21 protein-coding genes and 1 pseudogene are annotated in these 23,415 nt (G+C 56.5%); 1 reads left to right on the top strand and 21 read right to left on the bottom strand.

What is annotated here, in order from left to right; all coding sequences use genetic code 11:
• Positions 1 to 285: 285 nt before the first annotated feature.
• From CSQ89_RS00110 to CSQ89_RS00010, 21 genes and pseudogenes are all read right to left on the bottom strand, one after another.
• Positions 286 to 981, bottom strand: a complete 696-nt coding sequence (locus CSQ89_RS00110) for a response regulator (protein ID WP_099404163.1) — start codon at positions 979 to 981, stop codon at positions 286 to 288.
• Complete coding sequence (locus tag CSQ89_RS00105; protein ID WP_099404162.1) at positions 978 to 3,662, bottom strand: DUF4118 domain-containing protein; 2,685 nt, start codon at positions 3,660 to 3,662, stop codon at positions 978 to 980. Before CSQ89_RS00105 ends, CSQ89_RS00110 begins: the two co-directional genes overlap by 4 nt.
• A gap of 45 nt (positions 3,663 to 3,707) precedes the next feature.
• Entirely contained in the window at positions 3,708 to 4,286 is a 579-nt protein-coding gene (gene kdpC / locus CSQ89_RS00100; protein WP_099404161.1) for a potassium-transporting ATPase subunit KdpC, read from the bottom strand.
• Positions 4,287 to 4,370: 84 nt separating this feature from the next.
• Positions 4,371 to 6,497, bottom strand: a complete 2,127-nt coding sequence (kdpB, locus tag CSQ89_RS00095; RefSeq protein WP_099404160.1) for a potassium-transporting ATPase subunit KdpB — start codon at positions 6,495 to 6,497, stop codon at positions 4,371 to 4,373.
• Positions 6,498 to 6,506: 9 nt separating this feature from the next.
• The gene (gene kdpA / locus CSQ89_RS00090) at positions 6,507 to 8,294 is read right to left on the bottom strand and encodes a potassium-transporting ATPase subunit KdpA (protein WP_099404159.1); all 1,788 of its coding nucleotides are present in this window, start codon (positions 8,292 to 8,294) and stop codon (positions 6,507 to 6,509) included.
• Complete coding sequence (locus CSQ89_RS23730) at positions 8,291 to 8,389, bottom strand: potassium-transporting ATPase subunit F (protein ID WP_233202917.1); 99 nt, start codon at positions 8,387 to 8,389, stop codon at positions 8,291 to 8,293. Before CSQ89_RS23730 ends, kdpA begins: the two co-directional genes overlap by 4 nt.
• Before the next feature lie 427 nt (positions 8,390 to 8,816).
• Positions 8,817 to 9,008, bottom strand: coding sequence for an IS3 family transposase (locus CSQ89_RS00080; protein ID WP_374701290.1), 192 nt, complete (start codon positions 9,006 to 9,008; stop codon positions 8,817 to 8,819).
• Positions 9,009 to 9,065: 57 nt separating this feature from the next.
• Positions 9,066 to 9,551, bottom strand: a complete 486-nt coding sequence (gene ispF / locus CSQ89_RS00075) for a 2-C-methyl-D-erythritol 2,4-cyclodiphosphate synthase (RefSeq protein WP_099404157.1) — start codon at positions 9,549 to 9,551, stop codon at positions 9,066 to 9,068.
• Between the two features lie 38 nt (positions 9,552 to 9,589).
• A complete protein-coding gene (gene ispD, locus CSQ89_RS00070; protein WP_099404156.1) occupies positions 9,590 to 10,303 on the bottom strand; it encodes a 2-C-methyl-D-erythritol 4-phosphate cytidylyltransferase in 714 nt (237 codons plus the stop codon).
• The gene (dnaQ, locus tag CSQ89_RS00065) at positions 10,300 to 11,037 is read right to left on the bottom strand and encodes a DNA polymerase III subunit epsilon (RefSeq protein ID WP_099404155.1); all 738 of its coding nucleotides are present in this window, start codon (positions 11,035 to 11,037) and stop codon (positions 10,300 to 10,302) included. Before dnaQ ends, ispD begins: the two co-directional genes overlap by 4 nt.
• An 85-nt stretch (positions 11,038 to 11,122) precedes the next feature.
• Positions 11,123 to 11,485: a hypothetical protein gene (locus CSQ89_RS00060; RefSeq protein ID WP_099404154.1), complete on the bottom strand. Its 363-nt coding sequence runs from the start codon at positions 11,483 to 11,485 to the stop codon at positions 11,123 to 11,125.
• Positions 11,486 to 11,518: 33 nt separating this feature from the next.
• Positions 11,519 to 12,769, bottom strand: a complete 1,251-nt coding sequence (locus CSQ89_RS00055) for a TCR/Tet family MFS transporter (protein WP_099404153.1) — start codon at positions 12,767 to 12,769, stop codon at positions 11,519 to 11,521.
• A gap of 48 nt (positions 12,770 to 12,817) precedes the next feature.
• The gene (locus CSQ89_RS00050; protein ID WP_099404152.1) at positions 12,818 to 13,324 is read right to left on the bottom strand and encodes a GNAT family N-acetyltransferase; all 507 of its coding nucleotides are present in this window, start codon (positions 13,322 to 13,324) and stop codon (positions 12,818 to 12,820) included.
• On the bottom strand, positions 13,324 to 13,764 hold the full coding sequence (rnhA, locus tag CSQ89_RS00045) for a ribonuclease HI (protein ID WP_099404151.1): 441 nt from the start codon (positions 13,762 to 13,764) through the stop codon (positions 13,324 to 13,326). Before rnhA ends, CSQ89_RS00050 begins: the two co-directional genes overlap by 1 nt.
• Positions 13,761 to 14,339 (bottom strand): GNAT family N-acetyltransferase, encoded by a 579-nt coding sequence (locus tag CSQ89_RS00040; protein WP_099404150.1) that lies wholly within the window; start codon positions 14,337 to 14,339, stop codon positions 13,761 to 13,763. The genes rnhA and CSQ89_RS00040 overlap by 4 nt, the downstream gene beginning before the upstream one ends.
• Before the next feature lie 240 nt (positions 14,340 to 14,579).
• Entirely contained in the window at positions 14,580 to 15,200 is a 621-nt protein-coding gene (locus CSQ89_RS00035) for a CoA pyrophosphatase (RefSeq protein WP_099404149.1), read from the bottom strand.
• A gap of 216 nt (positions 15,201 to 15,416) precedes the next feature.
• Entirely contained in the window at positions 15,417 to 18,047 is a 2,631-nt protein-coding gene (locus CSQ89_RS00030; RefSeq protein ID WP_099404148.1) for a TonB-dependent receptor, read from the bottom strand.
• 345 nt (positions 18,048 to 18,392) lie between these two features.
• On the bottom strand, positions 18,393 to 18,989 hold the full coding sequence (locus tag CSQ89_RS00025; protein WP_099404147.1) for a trimeric intracellular cation channel family protein: 597 nt from the start codon (positions 18,987 to 18,989) through the stop codon (positions 18,393 to 18,395).
• A 283-nt stretch (positions 18,990 to 19,272) separates the two neighbouring features.
• Complete coding sequence (locus CSQ89_RS00020) at positions 19,273 to 21,384, bottom strand: 3-hydroxyacyl-CoA dehydrogenase NAD-binding domain-containing protein (protein ID WP_099404146.1); 2,112 nt, start codon at positions 21,382 to 21,384, stop codon at positions 19,273 to 19,275.
• A gap of 11 nt (positions 21,385 to 21,395) precedes the next feature.
• Complete coding sequence (locus CSQ89_RS00015) at positions 21,396 to 22,601, bottom strand: acetyl-CoA C-acetyltransferase (RefSeq protein WP_099404145.1); 1,206 nt, start codon at positions 22,599 to 22,601, stop codon at positions 21,396 to 21,398.
• 76 nt (positions 22,602 to 22,677) lie between these two features.
• Positions 22,678 to 22,941 (bottom strand): annotated as a pseudogene (locus CSQ89_RS00010) (FUSC family protein); the annotation flags it as partial.
• 44 nt (positions 22,942 to 22,985) lie between these two features.
• Here CSQ89_RS00010 and CSQ89_RS00005 point away from each other — a divergent pair.
• A partial coding sequence (locus CSQ89_RS00005) for a transposase (protein WP_143323999.1) occupies positions 22,986 to 23,415 on the top strand: 430 nt, incomplete at its 3' end.

Below are 23,415 nucleotides of genomic sequence, written 5' to 3'. Positions count from 1 at the left end.
TAGCACCTGACACTGGCTCCTATCTCAGCGAATCGGGCACTTCGCTGATCTCTTGTCAGATGCTGCAAGCAAAAGCGTAGTCAAGGCGGTGTAAAAACGGCGTAAATACAAGACCCGGCTATATAAAGATTGTGCAAGCATTGTCCGCTAGCCCAAAAAAATGCCCGCGCCATCGCCCGGGTCAATATCGCTGGATAAAATCAATCGCTCGAATGCCTAAGCACCTGTTCGCGACAGGTTAGGCCCCGCGAAATGCGAAACACCCACAACCGATTTGCACGTGGGTTAGGTCAAGCCCGCCAAGCTGTACCCGACGCCCAGTTCAGTCAGCAAATGCCGAGGCTGGGATGGGTCGACTTCCAGCTTCTGGCGCAAATTTCCCATGAAAATGCGTAGGTAGTGGCCCCGTTCGGCATAGCCCGGCCCCCAGGTTTCCAACAGCAACTGTTGGTGAGTCAGTACCCGGCCATGCCCCTTGATTAAAGCCGCCAGCAGCCGGTATTCGGTGGGCGTGAGATGAATAGGCTGCCCATTGCGTTGCACGATGCGTGCCGCCAAGTCGATGCTGACCTCACCAAAGTGCACCACGGCCGAGATATCACCACCGATATTGACGCTACTGCGACGCAGCTGGGCACGCACCCGCGCCAGCAGCTCCGGCACCCCGAATGGCTTGACCAAGTAGTCATCGGCACCGGCATCCAGCGCAGCGACTTTGTCTTCCTCGCGATCGCGGGCAGATAGCACGATAACCGGCGCGGACGACCAGCTGCGCAGCTCGGCAATCAGCTCACGGCCATCGCGGTCCGGCAAACCCAAGTCCACGATCAACAGATCTGGTTGCCGGCTGCCTGCCTCGATCAAACCGCGCGCCACATTGGCCGCTTCGAATACGTTGAAGTCGGCGGCTTCCAGTGCGGTACGCAGAAAGCGGCGAATATGGGCGTCGTCCTCGACGACAAGCAGGCGGGGGGTACTCATAGGCTGGTATCCGGCATGCTGGGCGGGGTGCCCAGCGGTAAAGTGAACACAAAGCGCGCACCGCCTTCTGATCGGTTCTCGGCATACATGCGGCCCCCATGCGCTTCGATGATGGCGCGGCTGATAGCCAGACCCAGACCTACCCCGGGCAGTGCAGATTCGCTCTCGCCACGCTCGAATTTGCCGAATAGCTTTTCCTCACGCCCGGCAGGCAAGCCAGGGCCATTGTCGTCCACCGTAATGCGCATCAGGTCGCCACGGCTGACGGCCAGGATGCTGATCTCGCTGCCAGGTGGGGTGTACTTGGCAGCATTTTCCAGCAAATTTACCAGGACGCGTTCGATCAAGACCGGATCAAACTCACAGAGTGGTAAGTCGGGAGGCAAGCGACTGATCACGGTGTGGTTTGCCAGTACACTATCAAGCTGTCTACGCGCCGAGCCCAATACTTCTTCCAGCGACTGCCAATCGCGCCGTAGTGTGACTGCGCCGGATTGCAGGCGCGCCATGTCGAGCAACTTGCCGACTAGCTCCGCCGTACTACGCGCCTTGTCGCGTATGGCTTCTGCCAGCTCGTGCCGTACTTCCGTACTCAGTTCGCTACCCGCCAAGGTATCGGCCAAGCCTACCAAGGCGGTCAAGGGTGTGCGCAAGTCATGCGACACCGTCGTTAGCAAGCCATTGCGCAGGCGCTCGCCCTCCATGCTGACCAAAGCGTCCTGGGCAACTTCCACGAAGTGCACCCGTTCCAGCGCCAGTGCGATCTGCGCTGCGCAGGTGTCCAGCAGACGCATTTCCTCGGGTTCGTCGAACAGGCTCAACTGACTGACCTGCAGGGCGAGTACACCACGGGTACGCATCGGTGCTTTCAACGGCAAATAACGCGCTGGACTGGAGGGCAGTGTATTGCTGCCCTGACCGGCGTGCTGCTGATGGTCGTAGACCCACTGCGCCACATCAGCGTCAGTATCGGTTAGGCTACCCAGCCCGGGGCCTCCCTGCGCTTCACGCACCCGCTCCTGGCTATCGGGCAACAACACCGCGCTACGAGCATGGAAAATAGCATTAATCCTATCCACGGCAATACCGATGATCTGCTCGGTGGTCAAAGCCCCCGACAGTTGACGCGATAACCCGCTCAGCTCGTCTGCCCGGCGCTCGCGCCGGCGCGCCACATTTGCCTCGAAGCGTAGCTTGGCTGCCAACTGGCCGATAATCAGGGCCACCGCCAGCATCATGGCAAAGGTAAACAGGTATTGACTGTCATTGACGGTAAAGGTCAATTGCGGCGGCACAAAGAAAAAATCAAAGCTAGCTACGGATAAAAAGGCTGCCAGCGCGCCAGGGCCGCGGCCCGAACGCAAGGCGATCATGACCACCGCCAACAAGTACACCATCACCACGTTAGCGAGGTCAAACACGGACAGTAAAGCGCCGGCCAGCACGGAAGTCGCGGCCACAATAGCCACGGCCTCCGCATAACCGCGCCAGTAAATCTTTCTGGGCGGTGTTCGGTCGGCAACGGCCGGCACGACAACTGCCGGGTCCAGGCCAACCAAGTACAGATCCAGCTCCGCTGCCCGCTCAGCCAACTGATCGGCCAGGCCCGGCAGCAGCTTTCGCCGCCAGCCGGTTTGGCAGCGGTGGCCGATTACCAATTTGCCGACATTACGGCCACGGGCATAAGCCGCCAGGGTAGCGGCTGCATCGGTACCGGCCAGCGTGGCGGTTTCCGCTCCCAACTCTTCGGCCAATTTGAGTGTTGCCAGAATCCGCCCTCGCTGTTGCTTGCTACCGCGCTGAAACGTTGGTGTTTCGACGTAGGCAACAATCCAGTCAGCTTGCAGCTTGGCTGCCAACCGGGCGGCAGAACGCACCAGCTTATCGCTGCTGGGACCGGCACCAATACAAACCAACAATCGTTCCCGTGCTTGCCAGACATTGGCGATGGCGCGATCGGCCCGATATGCCCGCATCTGGGCGTCGACCCGGTCTGCAGTGCGCCGTAAGGCCAATTCGCGCAAAGCGATCAGGTTGCCCTTACGAAAGAAATGCTTCGAGGCCCGTTGGGCCGCATCAGGCAGGTAGACCTTACCGGCTGCCAGTCGTGCCAGTAATTCATCCGGTGGTAAATCCACCAGGATCACGTCAGTCGCACTGTCGAATACGTGATCGGCTACCGTTTCTGCTACTTTCACCCCGGTAATGCCGGCAACAATGTCGTTAAGGCTTTCCAAGTGCTGTACATTCATGGCGGTGTAAACATCGATACCCGCCACGAGCAATTCTTCTACATCTTGCCAGCGCTTTTGATGGCGACTGCCCGCGACATTGGAATGCGCCAACTCATCCACGATGATCAGCGCTGGCTTGATCTTGAGTGCTGCATCCAGGTCGAACTCGGCCAACAGGTGGCCGCGATATTCAACTTGCCGCGAGGGCAGGGTAGTCAAGCCTACCAGCAGGGCCGCCGTATCGGCGCGACCATGCGTTTCCACGATGCCGATCAGGACATCCACCCCCTCGTTTTGTTTTTGCCGGGCGGCCTGCAACATCGCATAGGTTTTGCCGACCCCGGCGCAAGCACCCAAAAATAGCTTGAGCTTGCCACGCCGGGCTGCGGCATTCGCTTCCTGTAGCGCTTCAAGCAGACGGTCGGGATCAGGGCGTGGATAGTTCATGGTGGAGTGGATTGTCTTGGGTGGCCGGGGCGGTGGCTACTACGTTTAAACCTTACCTCCCGCATCAAGCGCAAGGTTCAGCTTGAGTACGTTGACGGTGCTGTCTCCAAAAATGCGCCAGCTAGGATACTCGGTATAGGCGTCAACCAAACGCTTCACGTTCTCCGGCTCCACACCACGTGCCTTGGCAATACGGTTGATTTGATAATAGGCCGCAGCGGGTGAGATATGAGGATCAAGACCGGAGGCTGAGGTCGTCACCAAGTCAGCCGGTATCGGCCCCGTTTGGTCCGGATGGGCTGTGCGTAGCGTGGCTACGCGGTCTTTCACGGCATCAACCAAAGCCGAATTGGTTGGGCCAAGGTTGGAGCCACTGGATGCTGAGGCGTTATTGGGCATCGGGCCGGTGGCAGAAGGGCGGCTCCAGAAGTAGCTTGAGCCACTGAATGACTGGCCTATCAGCTCACTGCCAACCACTACTTTACCTTGTGTAATCAGGCTGCCAGCGGCCTGATAGGGGAACGCCATCTTGGCTAATCCGGTTACTAAGGCCGGGTAAATCAGGCCGGTCACGACGGACAACAATACAAACAGCGTAAGGGCTGGGCGTATCAAGGTTTTCATTCCGATCATCCTTCTTGGTTTCCGCACACTTTCGGCGGATAGCACAACAATGTGTTTTCACTGGGTGGGAATGGGGACCAATGCTCAGGCGAGCCCGAGCAACCCCAGAGCCATATCGATCAATTTGATGCCAATAAAAGGGACCAGCAGGCCGCCCAAGCCGTAGATGACCAAGTTGCGGTGCAACAACAGATCAGCAGGCAGGGCACGGTATTTCACCCCCTTCAGCGCCAGGGGAATTAGGGCGATGATCACCAACGCGTTAAAGATCACGGCCGACAGAATCGCCGAGCTGGGACAATTCAGCTGCATCACATCCAGCACCTTGAGTTGCGGGTAGGTAACGGCGAAGGCGGCGGGGATGATGGCGAAGTACTTGGCGACGTCGTTGGCCACGCTGAAAGTCGTCAATGCACCGCGTGTCATCAACATCTGCTTGCCGGTCTCGACGATTTCGATCAACTTGGTCGGGTTGCTGTCGAGGTCGACCATATTGCCAGCCTCTTTGGCAGCCTGTGTTCCGCTGTTCATGGCGACCGCCACATCAGCCTGGGCCAGCGCCGGCGCATCGTTAGTGCCGTCGCCGGTCATGGCCACCAGCTTGCCTTCGGCTTGGTAGTCGCGGATCAGCTTGAGCTTGTCTTCTGGCCGTGCTTCGGCCAGAAAATCATCCACGCCAGCCTCGGCGGCGATGGCTGCGGCGGTCAGCCGATTGTCGCCGGTAATCATCACCGTCTTGATACCCATCTGGCGCAATTCGGCAAAGCGTTCCTTGATACCGCCCTTCACAATGTCCTTGAGTTCCACCACACCCATGACCCGGTCGGCATCACTCACCACCAAGGGGGTGCCGCCACGGCGGGCAACTTGCTCGGCCAGTTCGATAACGGCATTTGGCAGCGGACTACCCATGGCTGCAACATGCTGTTTCACCGCCTCCAGTGCCCCCTTACGGATCTGACGCGCACCGAAGTCGACACCACTCATGCGGGTTTGTGCAGTAAAGGAGACGAAGTGGGCATCGTGCAAGTCGCGGCCGCGCAGATTGAAACGTTGCTTGGCCAATACCACGATAGATCGTCCCTCTGGGGTTTCGTCGGCAAAGGAGGCCAGCTGGGCGGCATCAGCCAGTTCTTGCTCACTGACCCCGGGCGCGGGTAAGAAAGCACTAGCCTGCCTATTACCCAGTGTGATGGTGCCGGTCTTGTCGAGTAGGAGCACATCCACGTCACCGGCGGCTTCCACTGCTCGGCCCGATGTGGCGATCACATTGGCCTGCATCATGCGGCTCATACCCGCAACACCAATAGCGCTGAGCAAGCCGCCTATGGTGGTGGGGATAAGGCACACCAAGAGCGCTACCAGTACAGTGATACTGACCGGTGCACCGGCGCCTGCGGACTTCACGCTGTAAATGGAGAAGGGCAGCAAGGTTGCCGTTGCCATCAGGAATATCAGTGTCAACGTCACCAATAAGATGGTCAGCGCAATCTCATTCGGCGTCTTTTTGCGTTTGGCGCCTTCCACCATGGCAATCATACGGTCGAGAAAAGCCTCGCCAGGATTGGCCGTCACGCGCGCCACCAGCCAGTCGCTCAATACGCGTGTGCCACCGGTAATTGCCGAGAAATCCCCGCCCGACTCACGAATGACCGGTGCTGATTCACCGGTAATGGCCGACTCGTCTACCGAGGCAACACCGTCAATCACTTCAGCATCAGCGGGTACCGCATCACCGGCTTCCACTAGGATCAGATCGCCTTTACGCAGGCTGGCCGAGTCAAGCACGGCAATCTTGGCGTCATGACGGGCTTCGGCCAGTTTTTTGGCGACCACATTCTTGCGTGAGCCACGCAGCGCTGCTGCCTGTGCTTTACCACGGCCTTCAGCTAGGGCTTCAGCGAAATTGGCGAACAATACGGTGAACCACAACCAAGCCGATATGGCGAATATAAAGCTGGCGGGTGCCTCGCCATGCCCGCCCAGTGCCTGGATGCCCAGCAACGTGGTGAGCAGGCTGCCCACCCAAACCACAAACATGACCGGGTTGCGAAACTGCGCCTGAGGGGAAAGCTTTTTAAGCGATTCCACCATGGCGGGCCGTACCAGGGCTGGGTCAAACAGGGGTAGCGAGCGCACTGTACGGCTGTCGGTACCTGGCGCGGTAACCATGCTTTCAGCAGTGAAACTGGGTTTAGTTAAGTCGTTCATGTTCCCTCCTTAACGGGCAAACAGTTGCAAGTGCTCGACCATCGGACCCAGGGCCAGCGCTGGGATATAGGTCAAGGCACCTACGATGATGACCGAACCGACCAGCAGCACGACAAACAGGGGCCCGTGTGTGGGCATGGTGCCGCTTGATACCGCCAAGCGAGGTTTCCTGGCCAGGCTACCTGCAATGGCCAGCACAGCGATAATGGGTACGAAACGCCCCAGCCACATGCAGACGGCCAGCGCCAAGTTGTAGAACGGCGTATTGGCGTTGAGGCCCGCAAAGGCTGAACCGTTGTTATTGGCGGCTGAGGAGAAGGCGTACAACACTTCGGAAAAACCATGCACGCCTGGATTAAAAATGCTGGATAAACCACCTTGGGCCAACACCGAGATTGCGGTGCCCCCTAACACCAGCGTGGGTGTGATCAGAATGGCGATGGACACCATCTTCATCTCGTAAGATTCGATCTTCTTGCCCAGGTATTCCGGCGTACGGCCTATCATCAGGCCTGCCAGGAATACAGCGAGGATGGCGAAAATCAGCATGCCGTAGAGGCCGGAACCGACACCACCGAACACCACTTCGCCTAGTTGCATCAACCAGGTTGGAATCAATCCACCCAGGGGCAACAAGCTGTCGTGCATGGCGTTGACTGCACCGCAGCTCGCGGCGGTTGTAATCGTCACGAACAGGCTGGACGCGGTGATGCCGAAGCGGGTTTCCTTGCCTTCCATATTGCCGCTTGTACCATCCACTCCCAGCTGTGTGAGTAACGGATTGGCATGCATTTCAGACCACTGCACCACGCTGTACATGGCAATGAAGATCAATGTCATCACGGCTATCAAGGCCACGCCTTGTCGCATATCGCCTACCATGCTGCCGAACATGAAGCACAGCGCGGCGGGAATCAGAAAGATGCTCAGCATCTGCAAGAAGTTGCTCGCGCCGGTAGGGTTCTCGAACGGGTGGGCCGAGTTGGCGTTAAAGAATCCCCCACCATTGGTGCCCACCATCTTGATGGCTTCCTGTGAAGCAACCGGGCCCATGGCGATGGTTTGCTGGTTGGTTGTGATTTCATCCATCACGGGTTTGCCAGCGGTATCCACTACCGGTTTGCCGTTAGCATCGTTACGGGGGGCTTGATAGGTCACCGGTTCAGTGAGTTTCACATCCTGATAGGCATCAAAGTTCTGAATCACCCCCTGACTAACCAGCAAGCAGGCGACAACAATAGAAAGTGGCAATAGCACGTAGCTCGTCGCGCGGCTGATATCGAGCCAGGCATTACCTACGCCACCAGCCGAACGACGCGTGAAGCCACGGATCAGCGCCACCACGACTGCCATGCCGGTTGCCGCCGACAGGAAGTTCTGTACGGTCAGTGCCAGCATCTGGGTCAGGTAGCTCATGGTGGCTTCGCCGGCATAGCCCTGCCAGTTGGTATTGGTGACAAATGAAACGGCCGTGTTGAACGCAGAACCTGCTTCCACATTGGCCATGCCGGCCGGGTTCAGCGGCAGGCTGCCTTGAAAGTGCTGCAATGCATACACCGCTAGCAGCCCGACAAAGTTGAACAGCACAATCGCCAAGGCATAGCGCGTCCAAGGCATGTCTTCGTCGGGCTGTGTGCCAATTAGCCGGCAGATGCCACGCTCGATGGCACCCAGGCAGCGGAAGCGTGCAGACAGACTGCCATCCATGACTATTGTCAGGTAGCGCCCCAAGGGCCAAGCCAACATAAATAGCGCCAACAGGTAGAGACCCATCTGGACAACGGGAGAGGCGTTCATATCACCCCCTCGGCATTAATCAGCGCATAGAAAAGATAGAAAAGCAGTCCTGCAGCGACGCTGCCGACCAGCCAGTACAGCAACTCAGCGTTCACGAGGTGGACCCTCCAGGCGATGGCAACCGGAGATGAGCGCCAATAGCGCTACGCCGAATACCAGTATCAAGATAAGAACCAGCAATTCCATGGGGTGGCTCCCTATGTGTTGGGATAAAGGGAAGACAGCCCCAATGCTAGAGAGAGGTACGTAAAGGTGGTGTTGTGATTGGTAATGCGGGCGTAAAGATGGCGTAAAGATGCGATGAACGTAGACGTTGCGCTATTTCCTTTCTCTAGAAAGGATCAGCTCGTGACGCCATGGCGGGGGCGATAACCTAAGCACAGAACTGATCAGCTAGGTGTAGCTACTTGCATCGGCAACTGGCCACAAGATTTCGAAAATTTTCCACAGTGATACGGTGGACGTACATGGCATGCACTCTCTCCCCAAGTAAAGGGAGTGCGGCAGAAAACTTGGACTAATTTATGTTGCGATTCCCAAATGGCGCCGGTATTGGACAGGGCTCATAGCCCCCAGTGATAACTTGTTTCGCCGCTCGTTATTCCACCGGATGTACGAGTCTAGTTCGTGCATGAATCGCTCTACCGTCTTGCCAACCCAGTCACGCCAACAGAAAAACAGGCAATGCAGCAGCCAGTGGTTTGGACAACGCAACATAACTGCCGACCAGCGCCATGCTGCTGGCAAGGCATAGATAAGCGAGTGGACGATTCACGAAACCGTTTTCACCAGCAAGCACACGGCTTGCGCTTCGATGCTGTGTCCTTCGCCAACCGGGCCAAGTTTCTCGTAGGTTTTGGCTTTGACGTTGATTTGCGTCGCATCCGCATTCAGGTCGTAGGCTAGGTTGGCAACCATAGCCGGGATATGTGGGGCCATCTTCGGTGCCTGCACCAGAAGAGAAGCATCCAGGTTGCCAAGCGTCCAGCCCGCCGCCTGCACACGCCGATAGGCTTCACGCAGCAGCACTCTGCTGTCTGCCCCTTTGAATTCTGCAGCGGTGTCGGGAAAGTGGCGGCCAATGTCGCCCAGACCCGCTGCGCCAAGCAGCGCATCGGTAACGGCGTGTAATAGGGCGTCGGCATCGGAATGGCCGAGCAAGCCTTTTTCAAAGGGAATATGGACGCCGCCGAGGATCAGCGGGCGACCCTCTACCAAACGGTGTACGTCCCAGCCTTGACCAATGCGGAAATTCATCGTTGCACCTCTTAAATCTGAATAAGCGAACAACCGGTTTAACCGGGCTGTGCTGCTTGTAGGTAGAGCGCTGCCAGCGCAAGGTCTGCGGGGTAAGTGACCTTGATATTGCGCTCGTCACCCATGACGAGGCGCGGGGCCAGGCTTTGCGCCTCCAGAGCGCTGGCTTCGTCGGTAACGCTGCCGTCAGCGCTATTCTGCAAGGCATTCAATAGCATGCCGTGGCGGAACATCTGCGGGGTTTGGGCACGCCATAGGGCGTCCCGCGGCACGGTGGCAGTGATGCGCTCGGCTTTGTCTGCACGTTTGATCGTGTCGGCTATCGGCAACGCCAATAAGCCCCCAACTGGGTCGTCGCGCAGCGTGGCGATCAGCCTGCTGACATCCGCAGACTGTAGGCAAGGGCGGGCGGCGTCATGCACCAGCACCCAGTCGTCAGCAGCTAGGTGGGAGGTAAGCGCCATCAAGCCATTCCGTACCGTTTCAGCGCGACTGTCGCCACCACAACGTAGCACTGTCAGCTTGCTGCCCAATTCATTACCCAGGCAGGCGTTGTCTACGGTGCTATCGAACCATTCATCTTCGGGTGAGAGTACCAGCACGACTTGGTCAATTTCCGGGCTGCAGGCCAAGGCAAACAGGGTATGCACCAGTAGAGGCTTACCCAATAAGGGCAGATATTGCTTTGGTGTATCGGTTGCCATGCGACTGCCTGAACCGGCTGCCGGCAAAAGGGCGATGAATCGCGTCATTCTGACTGTTCCGATGTCGGCTCCAATGTGCGCCACAGGCAGTTGCCCTTCACCGTTTTATCGAGCGTATCAAGATAGGCTTGGTGCTCGGCTAGTTCTTCGGCACTGGCGGGCTGTACTTTGAGTGGCCCGCGGCCCCCAGGTTGGCCGGACAGGGTGAGATGATGTCGGTTATGCGTGTCTGACGGCATCAGGTCAATCAGCAGGCTGTCCTGGCCCCGTGTCATGCAGAGATACACCTCGGCCAGCAGTTCGCAGTCAATCAGTGCGCCGTGCAGGGTCCGGGCGCTGCGGTCTACGTCGAATCGATCGCACAAGGCATCCAGGCTGTTCCGCTTGCCAGGGAACATCTCCTTGGCGTCCTTGAGCGTATCGATAATGTTGCTGACGTAATCAGTGATCTTGCCGCGACCCAGCCGCTCGAGTTCCATATTCAGAAAGCCGACGTCGAACGGTGCGTTATGGATGATCAACTCGGCATCGCACACGAAGTTGAGAAAGTCATCCACGATATCGGCGAATTTGGGCTTATCAGCCAGAAATTCGGTGGTCAAACCGTGGATGTTCAACGCGCCTTCTTCACTATCGCGTTCGGGGTTGATGAATCGATGAAGATGGCGATCAGGCGGTGAAAGTTTGCGGCTGACCATTTCAACCGCTGCGATTTCCAGAATGCGATTGCCGTCTTCAACCCGCAGGCCGGTGGTTTCTGTATCGAGGATGATTTGACGCATGAAATTCCAAATTGCAGCTGGGCCCGTGCGAGCCGAGCTAGCGAGATATGACAGAGTGAATGGTAATGCCAGCGCTGTATCCTGCCTAGTTGGCGGTAGTACCCGGCGTGTCCAGGCTGTCGAGTTCCAAGTCTTGGTCGTAATGGTAAAGCAAGAGGTAATCGTCCCAGCCTGCTTCACCGCTGCACATTGCCATGGAGCTTGCGCGCATCACGTCGCCTAGCGGGCCGGCATCGTAGAAGGCAGCTTGCAGCAATGGCCACACACGGGCGGGGTGCTCGGTTTCGAACGAAAGATTGATCCAGGGGCCATCATCTTCGCCCTGCTCCATCTGGAAGGCGGCAATCAGCGGCTTGAAAACACGTAGACCCTGACAGGTCGCTAGTACGGTGGCCTCATCGAAATCCGCTACGCGGTCGGGCTGAATCTGGATGCATAAGGTTTGCATTTTGGTTTCTCTTTGGCACGCTATGCGATGCGGTTAGGGCATTACTACGGGTATAGGCTTATTCGCGGGTTGGCGGAAATGCCGCCAAGCCAAGAGCAGGGCCAACCCTTGCAGTCCAGCGCAAACATAGAAAATCGAACCCATACGCCAATCGTTGGGGGGAAGGTGGCCCACTTTGGCCAATATGGTGGTGCCCAGTAGCGGGGCGAAGACGATGGCCAGGCTACTGATGGCATTGAGCGAGCCTTGGGTCACGCCCTGTTCAGCAGGCCCAACCGCTTTGGACACGATGGCTTGCAGGGCTGGTCCTGCGGCAAAGGACAGCAAATTGGCGAGGATTACGACATACATCATCCACCCTACGGTAATAAAGCCATAGACGAGGTAGGCGAGGGTGGCGGAGGTGAAGCCCACCAGAACCAATTTTTCTTCACCAAAGCGTTTCAGCAGCTTGCTTTGCAGGCCACCTTGGACGCCTGCGCTCATCAGGCCGAAGACAAAGAGCGCGATACCGTTGTCGGTGGGGGTCCAGCCAAAACGGAATTGCGTATAGAGGACCCAGGTGGTTTGCAAGGTGAATTGGGCAAACATGGTCAGGGCAAAGACGAAGATCAAGCCACCGATGCTCTGGAGCTTGCCCAGATGCAGCAGGGCTGAGAAGGGGTTGGCGCGTTTGAATGAAAAGGGTGATCGGCGATCTTTGGGCAGCGATTCGGGCAGCACAAAGAAGCCATAGATAAAGTTGAGCAATGCCATGCCTGCAGCGAAGAAGAAGGGTAGGCGCAGGTCTTGCACCGCCAATAGGCCACCGACCACCGGCCCGAATATAAACCCCATACCGAGCGCTGCCCCAAGCATGCCAAACGCCTTGCCTCGGTGTTCGGGTTCTGTAATGTCGGCGATATAGGCATTGGCAACCGATATGCTGGCTGCCGTGCCACCGCTGACGATGCGAATCAACAATAGCGAAATCAGCGAAGCAGCAGTCGCATGCACCAGCATGCTGCAGGCAAAGCCAAAGATGGACAGCAGCAGGATCGGGCGGCGGCCAAACCGGTCACTTAACGCACCCAGCAAGGGCATGCAGAAGAATTGCATGGTGCCGTACATGGCTGATAACAGTCCGAACCAATGTGCTTGTTCGTCGGGGCTGCTGGTGAATTGCCCCACCAAGGCCGGCAGTACCGGAATGATCAGTCCAATGCCCAGCACGTCGAGGAAAATGGTGATGAGGATGAAAGTCTGGCTGGCCTGGCGGTTTTTCTTGAATAGTGGCTGCAACATCCGGTTATCCCATCTGTAAAGCAAAAGTAGGTGGTTGCCTGTACATTGTCAGCGTTCTGGCGGTATGCAAAAACGCTGTACCCAGCCGCTACCATGCTTATCCTGCCAGGGTGCTTCGCTGAAATTGCCCTTGGTGTACTCGGCGATCACCTGTCGCCAAAAAGTACGGGCAGCCGCATTCTCCTCTATTTGCCGTACTTCCCACTTAGCCGGAAACTGCTTGAACAGGGCTTTGGCTGCATGTGTGCCTATTCCGCTACGCCGATGAGCACGCAGCACGAAAAATTGCAGCACATCATGGACGCCTTGTTCTCCGCTGAGTTGGCTTTTGTTGTCGATCAGGGCAAAGCCCGCCCATTGGTCTTTCGCGCGAATCAAGAATGCGCGAAAGACATCAATGAAATACTGCTCGAACTGCGCTTCGGTCAGGAAGGTGCCTGTTTCCTTCAGGGCCATACCGGTCAGTTCGGAAAAATCGTGCGAATACAGCTCGGCCATATTGCGCAGGATTACCCGATGTGCCGGCGTGTAAGGCACAAGTTCGATTTGTGCCATCAGCGAATCAGCTCAACGCCACGATTGGCCAGGGCATCTGCCCGTTCGTTACCTGCATGGCCGGCATGGCCTTTGACCCAGGCCCAGTCCACATGATGCTGGCTGCGTGCGGCGTCCAGGCGCTGCCAGAGTTCGGCATTCTTGACTGGTTTTTTATCGGCTGTTTTCCAGCCATTGCGCTTCCAGCCGTGGATCCAGCTTTCAATGCCGTTCTTCACATATTGTGAGTCGAGCCAGACCTTGACCTTGCACGGGCGCTTAAGTGTTTCCAGCGCCATGATCACTGCCATCAGTTCCATGCGGTTATTGGTGGTGTCGCCCTCGCCGCCGAATAGCTCTTTCTCCTGGCCTTTGTAGACCAGCAGCGCACCCCAGCCCCCAGGACCGGGGTTACCCTTGCATGCGCCGTCGGTAAAGGCGACGACGACATCATCGCTCATCGCTTGCCGCCTTTGGTTTTGGCGGCCGCTTTGGCTACGCCGGCTGGCACGTAGGTAAAGCGGTACTCATCGCTCTTGCTGCCTTTGAAGTTATCTGCGTTGGGCACGATGGCTTCGCGTTTGAAGCCGAGCGACTCCATAAGGGCGACCGACGCCGCGTTCCGGGTATCGATGAAGATCTTGAAGGATTCCGCCATGAAGGGGCCTTCCAAGTGTTCGCGCAACTTGTTGATGGCTTCCTTGGCGTAACCTTTGCGTTGGTGCTGGGTAAAGATGAACCAACCCATGGTGGCGATATTGTCTTCATCCACAGTGGCGTCGATTACGCCGATATATTCGCCATCGGTCAGCCGTACGGCCCAGTTCAACCACCATTCGTCGCCATCGGGCGAGCTGCGGCTTTCCAGGCGCTTGTAACGGGTTTGCAGTGCATCAAGCGAGGCAGGGGGATTTTGTGGGATGAACCGATATAAAGCCTCATTGCTCAAGCCGTCCAGCAATTCGGAGGCATGGGCGGCAGTAAGGGGTTCGAGCGTCAAGCGCTGGGTGGTAAGGACAGTATTGGCTGCGCTCATATCGTTTCTCTTCAATCAAGACGGTCGTAAAAATGCGCCCAAGGGCGCGGTAAAACGCTTCTCCATGCCGGAGGGGCTTAGAATCTGTCTACGATCTGTCACGAGCAGCCGTCAGCAGGGTGAAGCGCAGCGCAGAAACCGGAATGTACTTTTGTACATGAGGATTTTGAGCAGCACATGAACCCTGATCACAGCTGCGCAGTAAGATCGTAAACAGGTTCTTACAGGGTCAGGCAGTGGCTAGTCCACCTCACGTATATCGGTTTCAGAACACAGCGTCAGGTAGAGCGTCATCAGCATGCCGGCTGTGGCACCCCATATGATCCTGCCTTGCCAGTTCAAAGCGTAGGTCACCGTCCGTTGTTCCGGTAAGTTGAAGATTTTGTCGGTGAAATTCTGCTTATCCAGCAAAAACGCCAGCGGTACCTCGAATGCTTCGGCTACTTCATCCGCCTGCAACACCATTTCAAAACCCGGTTGCAGCAGTCCCACGACCGGTGTGACGCGATAACCCGATATCGTCACATATTGGGCCAACCGGCCCACCGGCATGACAAGCTGGGCGGCAATCCCGACTTCCTCTTCGGTTTCCCGCAATGCTGCCTGTTCGGGGGTTTCATCCAGTTCGATCCGTCCTCCGGGGAAACTGATCTGGCCGGCATGCTTGGCGAGCTTGTCGGTACGCTTGGTAAACAGCACGGTGGGCCCGCTGTCGTGCAGCACAATAGGTACCAGCACCGCAGCAGGGGTAGTCGCCTCGCCTGATGGCGCCACATCCCCTGTTGGCGCGAGCTTGACGGTATCAAGCCGTTTAGCCAGCCAGTCGCGGGCACCATCAAAGTGAGAAGGCAGGATCAACATCTAGTCATTTTACCAGCAGCTGGCAAAAAAGCGCCTTGCATAGCAAGGCGCTTTCCAGATGCTACTTGTACTGAAAAGCTTAGAAGCTTTGCCCAGTCTTATTGCGCACCTTTTATCGGCATTCACGTGCTGCTCGAAATCCTCTCAAGGAGGACGCCGAGCGGCTAAGTGTTTCACGCTACTAAGGACTATTCGTTTCAGACTTTGACCCAGCCCCTAGAACTTGTAGTTACCGGTAGCACGCACATAACGGCCACGTAGATCATACAAGGTGAAGTTGGTGCCAATGCCATAACGACTGGCAAAGGAAGCATCAAAGGGTGGAGTACGATCAAATACGTTTTGTACTGACAGTGAAGCAGTCAACTGTTTGTTGAAGTTGTAGCTGCCGTACCAGTCCAGCGTCGTGTTGCTGGTTACATGGTCTTGACCTGTGGCTTGTTCTTGTTTGTAGCCTGCAATATGGTTGACCTTAAATTTGCTGATCCAGTTGCCCTTTTCCCAACCGAGGCCGACAGTAGCCTTGAAGCGAGGGTAGGTACCTTCTGATAGACCGCGACCAACGTAATTTTCAATGGGTTGGCCTTCTGCAGGCGGCTTTTTGTATGACAACAGATAGTTGCCATCAAAGTCAGCGGAGAAACGGCCAAATTGCGTTGCGGACGAGCGCCAATTAGCGGTGAGGTCTACCCCTCTGGTTTCAACAAATAGCAAGTTCCGGTATGACGTCACCACGTAGAGTATATTTCCCGTGCCTGGATCACGCACCACGGCATTCTGGTATTGCGGCAATGTCTCGTTGTCTACGACGAACTGGGTATCATCAGAGGTAACTAGCTTGTTTTGACGAATTCTGTAGTAGTCGACCGTAGCGTTGAAGTTATTGGTTGGCTCCACCACCATGCCAAACGTATAGCTCTTAGCTTTTTCGGCTTCCAGGTTGGGGTTGCTGGCAATGACGCCGGCAATCGAGAAGGTCTTGCCCTTTTCGGTCGCAACCGGGTGATTGTTATCCAGTACGCTGACAAAGAACGTCGAGTTCGATTGAGCATTTTCCGCCAGGGTCGGCGCCCGGAATCCTTCGGAATATGAACCACGGAACATGACTTGCTTGGCAGGCGTCCATTTCAAGCCAATTTTGGGGGCAAAGGCAGAGCCAAAATCGCTGTACTTGTCGCTACGGCCTGCCAATGTCATTTCAAGGTCTTTAGTCAGCGGTGCTACGAATTCCACAAAGCCTGCACTGACATGCCGCTTGCCTTGAGTGCGTGTTGCCCCTTGTGCAAGCACTAATCCGCTGGAAAGTGCAGCATCGGGGCGATCATCCATTTCCTCGCTGCGCCAATCCAGACCGGCAGCCATGCCCAGGGGGCCGGCTGGTAATTCAAATAGCTCGCCCGATATCTTGAAGTCGGCAAACTGTACGGTCGAGGTGGATTCTCGGACGATATTCAGGCGTAGCTTGTCGATAGCTGCCTGTGAGTTGGCGTTATAAAAATCGTAGCTTTGGTTAGCGATGGCGTTGACAAGTTCAACGCCATTGATACGGTTGTATTGGGTGTTTTTCGCCTTGCTTTTGGAGGTGCCGACAGCTAAATCCCAGTCCCAGCCACGGAATTCTCCCTTCAAACCACCCAGTACACGATAACTGTCGCTAACAATATTTGAGCTGCGGGGACCAACGTCCTGAAAAGCATAGCCAAAACGCGCAGGTGTGGCTAATGGGTTGTTGGGGTGGCCAACCGGCAGTTTCAGGTCATCCAGTGTGAGGCCGCCCGTAGCAGGGTTGTAGCGTGTCCCTACACCTGTGTTAGTTATTGAGGCTGGAGTCATCGTCTGGTGGGTGTCGGTATGTGACATCAATAGCTCACCGTAGGCCTGGCCGAAGCCCACATCCGCAGTGCCACGAGCAAATGCGTTGACGCGCTCTGTGCCGGGCATCAACTCGGTCATTGGTGCGGTGTTGAATGCACATACATCGCCCGTCAGATGGGAGTTGGTATACGGGTTGTCAAAGTTGGATGCCGGCAACTTGACGCTGCCGTTGGGGCAGTTTGCGAAGGCCTGGCGTTGGGTGGCGGATATCCGATAAGTCCCCCCATTTTGCGACCAAGCATACAGACCGCCCGGATACTGACGGAAGTCCTGATCCTTGGTGAACTTGCGCTCGGAGGCTTTCAGGCTATCGCGCTTCAAATAGTCGAGCGACAGCAAGATGTTGTACTTGTCTTCATTGATATTGCCGATACCGCCGGTTGCAGAGGCGCGGTACTCGTTCAGACCGCCTTCCGTTGAAGTACCAGCGCTAAACGAGCTATCTAATCCTTGGAAGTCTTTGCGCAGAATGATGTTTACAACACCAGCAATCGCATCAGACCCATAAACAGCTGAGGCACCGTCGCGCAGTACTTCGATATTATGAATGGCGGATGCCGGAATGCTATTGAGGTCAAAGAAAGCGTCGGACAGGTTTTGTGCAAACCCGTAATTGGCCACACGGCGACCATTTAGTAATACCAAGGTGGATTTTTGACCCAGGCCACGCAGTGAAATGCCCGATGCGCCCGGTGCAAAGGAGTTGGAAAAGGTCTCGTTATAACTGTTGGCGTTATTGGCGCTGATCGAGCGCAGTACCTCGGCTACACTGGCTTTACCGCTTTGCTCGATTTCCTTGCGGGAAATAATGGTCAACGGTGAAGGGGTTTCTGTACTGATTCGCTTGATACGTGAACCAGTTACTTCGATTTTCTGCGCTTTTTGTGTGCCTTCCTCTGCGGCGGCGGCAAGGTGGGCGAAGCTGGCAATACCCAGCACTAGTAATGCTTGGCTGATTTTATTGAGTTTCATGCTATCTCCCCTGAGTTGGCTCAGGTCTTTCCAGGTGTCAGGACTTTGGATAGCGACCGGTTTGGCCGCGACAGTTTGCGCGCCGATGGCATGGTGGCGGGCTAACGGGGGCTGATGCTACCGGATGAGGAGAGGCGTGATTAAGCTGCCAGCTAATTTATTACCGGAATGTTGCTAATTCGCAAATATCTATATTGTTAATTGATAAATATATAGCAAAGCCTTATTTAAAGCGGTTTGTAAAGGTACTCTATCGGCTGGGGTATTTCAGAAAGGCATAAGATGCCAGCTGTTTTTTAGCATTTACTCTATTTAAATGGACGGCGAGTTGGTCTCGCTGCGGTATTAAACCGTAGGCAGGCGAAAATCGCGTGCATGGGCAATAAGGCGTATGGCCAAGCCCAATGCAAATAACCCCCATAGCACTTGATTGCCGCTATGACCGAATACCTGGGCGGTATAGAGCAATGCCGCCATCAGAATGGCCACCGTGCCATAAAAATCCCGGTCGAGGATAAAAGGCACGTCGTTTACCAGCATATCGCGTAGTACTCCGCCGCCGACAGCGGTGATAAAGCCGACGCAAAGTACGCCGAATAAATTAAGTCCATATTCGATGCCGACTTGTGCGCCGGCAAGGCTGAAGGCGATCAGCCCGATAGAGTCGGCCAGGACAAACACGCGGTGCATATGGACGTTCCAGCTTCTATGCAGGCTAAAAAGCCGCGCCAGGATCAAAGTACCAATGATGGTGCTGACCGGAGAGGCGTCTTGGAACACGATGGGTACTCGGTTAAGCAATACATCACGCACGACGCCACCGCCAATCGCGGTAAGACTCGCAACAATTAATACCCCCAACAGGTCGAAACGTTTTTTAACGCCGATGAGATAGCCCGATACGCTAAAGGCAGCCGTACCTACGAGGAACAGCCAGTCCATGTCGAATAATGCAAATACAAGTGTTGACCAGTGCATGGAATGGATTTCGGGTGACAAAGGGGAGAAAGCCAGAATGCTTGCTATAGCATTGTGTGCAGCATTCAGCCTCAACTAAGCGCTGCGCCCTGGTTTACTGAGGTTGAAAAGGGGGCCGATTACAGCACAATCGGCCCCTTATCCCAAGTAATTAGCGATTGAAAGTTACACTGGTGAAAGCGGGATCATGCGCCGCCATGAGCTGCCCAAATCGCTACAACGCGTGAACAAGGATAGGGCAATGCTTTTACGTCTGCTTGGTTAACCACGCCGGTATGTTGAACCTTGAGCCATATTGCACAGCCAATGCTTTGGTGCGGGCAATGGCGTTGTCGATGCCATACTGGCGTAGATACTGCGCAGCACCGCCTGTCCAAGCCGGGAAGCCTAAGCCAAGCAAGGAACCGACATTGGCATCGCGCTCACTTTCCAGCACACCCTCGTCAAAACAGCGGGCGGTTTCCAGCGCCTGAGCGAACAGCAAGCGGTCGATAAGGTCCTGCATGGCTGGTAGGGGTTGATTAGGTTTGGCAAAGGCCGACAGTCCAGCCCAAAGCTTTTTGCCGCTTTCGGTTGGGTAGTCGTAGAAACCACCTCCTGCCGCACGACCCTTGCGATTGAATTCATGCGTCATCCTGTACAGTAAGGCATCGGCGGGGTGGGGCATATAGCTGGCGCCTAGATCTGCCTTGGTTTGTTCGGTGACATGTTCACACAGGCTCAGGCTGACTTCGTCTGTTACCGCGAGGGGCCCGACCGGCATGCCTGCCTGAAGCCCGGCCTGCTCGATCATGGCGGGTGGCACGCCCTCAAGCAGCATCGCCATGCCCTCGTTCACGTAACTACCAAATACGCGACTGGTAAAGAAGCCGCGGCCGTCATTGACCACAATCGGTGTCTTACCCAGCTGCTGGACGAAGTCATACGCGCGAGCAAGCGTGGCAGCGCTGGTTTGTGCCCCTTTGATAATCTCAACCAGGGGCATCTTGTCCACCGGGCTGAAGAAATGCAGGCCAATGAAGTTTGTGGGCCGAATGCTGGCAGCAGCGAGCCCAGTAATAGGCAGGGTGGAAGTATTGGAAGCGAAAAGCGCATCCTCGCTAAGCAAGGCTTCGGCATCGCGCGTCACTTTGGCTTTTAGCTCGCGGTTTTCGAAGACGGCTTCGATAACGATTTCGCAGCCGGCCAACTCGGCAACGCTTTCGGTGGGTTGGATGCGTGCCAGAACCACGGCTGCTTCGGTTTCGGTTTTGCGGCCTTTTTCCACCTGTTTTTGCAGTAGCTTAGCCGAGTACGCCTTGCCCTTTTCAGCAGCAGCTAAGCTTACATCCTTCAGTACCACCGATACGCCTTTGCTGGCAGCGGCCCAGGCAATGCCTGCCCCCATCATGCCTGCCCCTAGTACGCCGATCTTGCCTGCCTTTTGGGTAGAGAAACCGGCAGGCCGACTGGCCCCGGCCTTGATTTCATTCATGGCAAAAAACAGTGTGCCTATCATGTTCTTGGCGATTTGGCTGCAAGCCAGCTCTGTGAAATAGCGGCTTTCGATACGGCTGGCGGTGGCGAAGTCGACCTGCGCGCCTTCCACCATCGCGGCGAGCGCACGCTCGCTGGCCGGGTAGTTGCCGCGGGTTTTTTGGTACAACATGGCGGGGGCCACCGCCAGCATCTGCGCCACCTTGGGCTGGCTTGGCGCACCACCGGGCAATTTGTAGCCATCGCTATCCCACGGTTGGCAGGCCTTGGGGTTGGCGGCGATCCAGCTGCGTGCTTGGCTCAGCATCGCTTCCGGTGTATCGGCCAGCGCATGGATTAGCCCGGCAGCCAAGCCTTCACGCGCCGAAAACTGCTGGCTTTCCAAGATGTAGGGGAAAGCTGCCTGCAAGCCCAATAGCCGCACCGTGCGTGTTATGCCGCCTGCACCGGGTAGCAACCCCAGAGTGACTTCAGGGAAGCCGAACTGGCGTTGGTCGCCAGCCAGGGCGATGCGATGGTGTGCCAGCAGCGCGACTTCCCAGCCACCACCCAAGGCAGCGCCATTAAGACACGCTACCACCGGTACCCCCAGTGTTTCGATGCAACGCATGCTCTGTTTGAGGCCCTCCACCATGTGAAAGAAACCCTCGGCTCCATCCTTTGGGATAGCAACGAGTTCCTTTAAATCGCCCCCGGCAAAGAAAGATGACTTGGCAGAAGTAAGCATCACACCGCGTAATTGGGCGCGGTCAGCTTCCAGGCGTTTTGCGACCTCGGCAAGACTGGCGCGAAAGCCAGCATGCATGGTGTTGACCGGGTTGGCCGGGTCGTCCAGGGTGAGGGTGGCAATACCGCTGTCGTCGAGTAGGTAATGGATTGTCATGGTGTTTTTTCTCAGACCCGTTCCACAATGGTGGCGATACCCATGCCACCGCCAATGCATAAGGTTACCAGCCCATAGCGTTGTTGCCGGCGCTCCAGTTCGTCCACTAAGGTGCCCAGAATCATTGCCCCGGTAGCGCCAAGCGGATGCCCCATGGCGATGGCCCCGCCATTGACGTTGATCCTGTCCATGCCAATGCCCATTTCGCGGGCGAAGCGCATGACCACGGCGGCGAAGGCTTCGTTTACTTCGAACAGGTCGATGTCACTCACGGCCAAGCCAGCTTTTGCCAAAGCTTTGTGCGCAGCGGGCGCAGGGCCGGTCAGCATGATGGTGGGGTCGGTTCCGGTAAGGGCTGTCGCGACGATGCGGGCACGGGGTTGCCAGCCATAACGCTGCCCGGCGGCTTCGTTGGCGATCAACACCAACGCTGCGCCATCGACAATGCCCGACGCATTGCCGGCATGATGGACGTGATTGATGCGTTCAACCCACGGGTAGCGCTTCAGGGCGACGGCGTCGTAGCCCATGCTCCCCATCTGTTCGAAACTGGGTTTGAGTTTGGCCAAGCCTTCCAGCGTGGTGCCAGGTTTGATGAATTCGTCTTCCGCCAGGATGGTGACGCCGTTTTGGTCGCGCACCGGAACGATGGACCGAGAGAAATATCCAGCCGCTTTGGCCGCCGTAGCACGGCGTTGGCTTTCGACAGCAAATGCATCGACATCGACGCGACTCAAGCCCTCCAGGGTGGCGATCAGGTCCGCGCCGATACCTTGGGGAGCGAAGCCCAGCGCCCGTGCGGTTTCGGGGTCAGTTGCCATCGCCCAGCCGTCAGACCCCATCGGCACGCGTGACATCGACTCCACGCCGCTGGCAACGACGATGTCTTCCCAGCCCGACCGCACCTTTTGCGCTGCCAGATTGACTGCCTCCAAGCCCGATCCGCAAAAGCGATTCACCTGCACGCCGGCGGCTCGCCAATCCCACCCCGCTGCCAGTGCGGCAGTTTTGGCAATGTCACCGCCCTGGTCGCCCACCGGTGTAACGCAGCCGAGCACCACATCGTCGACTTCGGCGGTATTCAAGCCGGTGCGCGTAGTGAGTGCGTGCATCAAGCCAGTTAGCAACGTGACGGGTTTTACCTCATGCAGGCTGCCATCAGCCTTGCCCTTACCACGCGGGGTGCGGATGGCGTCGTATATGAATGCTTCAGACATGGGGAGTTCTTTCGCAAATGGAATAAGCAAAAATAGAACAAGCAAGCGCTAGATAATCGCCTGGGGCATGATAGCCCTATTCGGTGGGGGTGTTACTGAAGCGGGTCAGTAAATGCCGGCGGGCTTGCGGATTGAACAACAGCATGCAGAGCAAGGCCACCACCGAACCCACGAGCGTATCGATGATGCGCTCGTGCAGCAGAGCCAAGCTGGCAGCATGGCCGGCCTCGCCCAGTGTCAGGTCAAACAACACCAGGACCAATGCCGTCATGGTGGCGGCCTGGGCCCAGGGGTTTTTCGCCAAGGCGATGGGCCGCAGAAAAGCCAGGGTGATGACGCAGCTAAGTAACTGATGTTACGCAGTGCATACGATAACCTGTCGCCATGAAGAACAAAGAACTCGATTTGTACACCGACTATTTGCTGAGCACGTTTGGTGCGGCGACAGCAACGGGCTTGTCGGCGATGGTAGGTGGTGCAGTGAGCCACGACCAGGTGACGCGTTTTTTGTCCAAGACCGATTACACCTCCAAGGACTTATGGCAGCAGGTCAAATCGGTGGTGCGTTCGATCGAGCGCGACGAGGGTGTTTTGATCTTCGACGACACCATCCAAGAGAAAGCCTGGACCGATGAAAACGAACTGATGTGTTGGCATTACGATCACGTCAGTGGCCACAATGTGCGCGGCATCAACCTGCTCAACGCTTTGTACCATGCTGGCGGGGCATCCATTCCAGTGGCCTTTGAGCTGATCAAAAAGCCACTGCAGTATTGCGATGTACAGACCCGTCAAATCAAGCGAATGAGCGAAG

The sequence above is a fragment of the Chitinimonas sp. BJB300 genome (assembly GCF_002735695.1).
GTDB lineage: Bacteria > Pseudomonadota > Gammaproteobacteria > Burkholderiales > Chitinimonadaceae > Chitinimonas.
The sequence above is the reverse complement of the archived record's forward strand: the minus strand, read 5'-3'. Positions and strand labels throughout refer to the sequence as shown.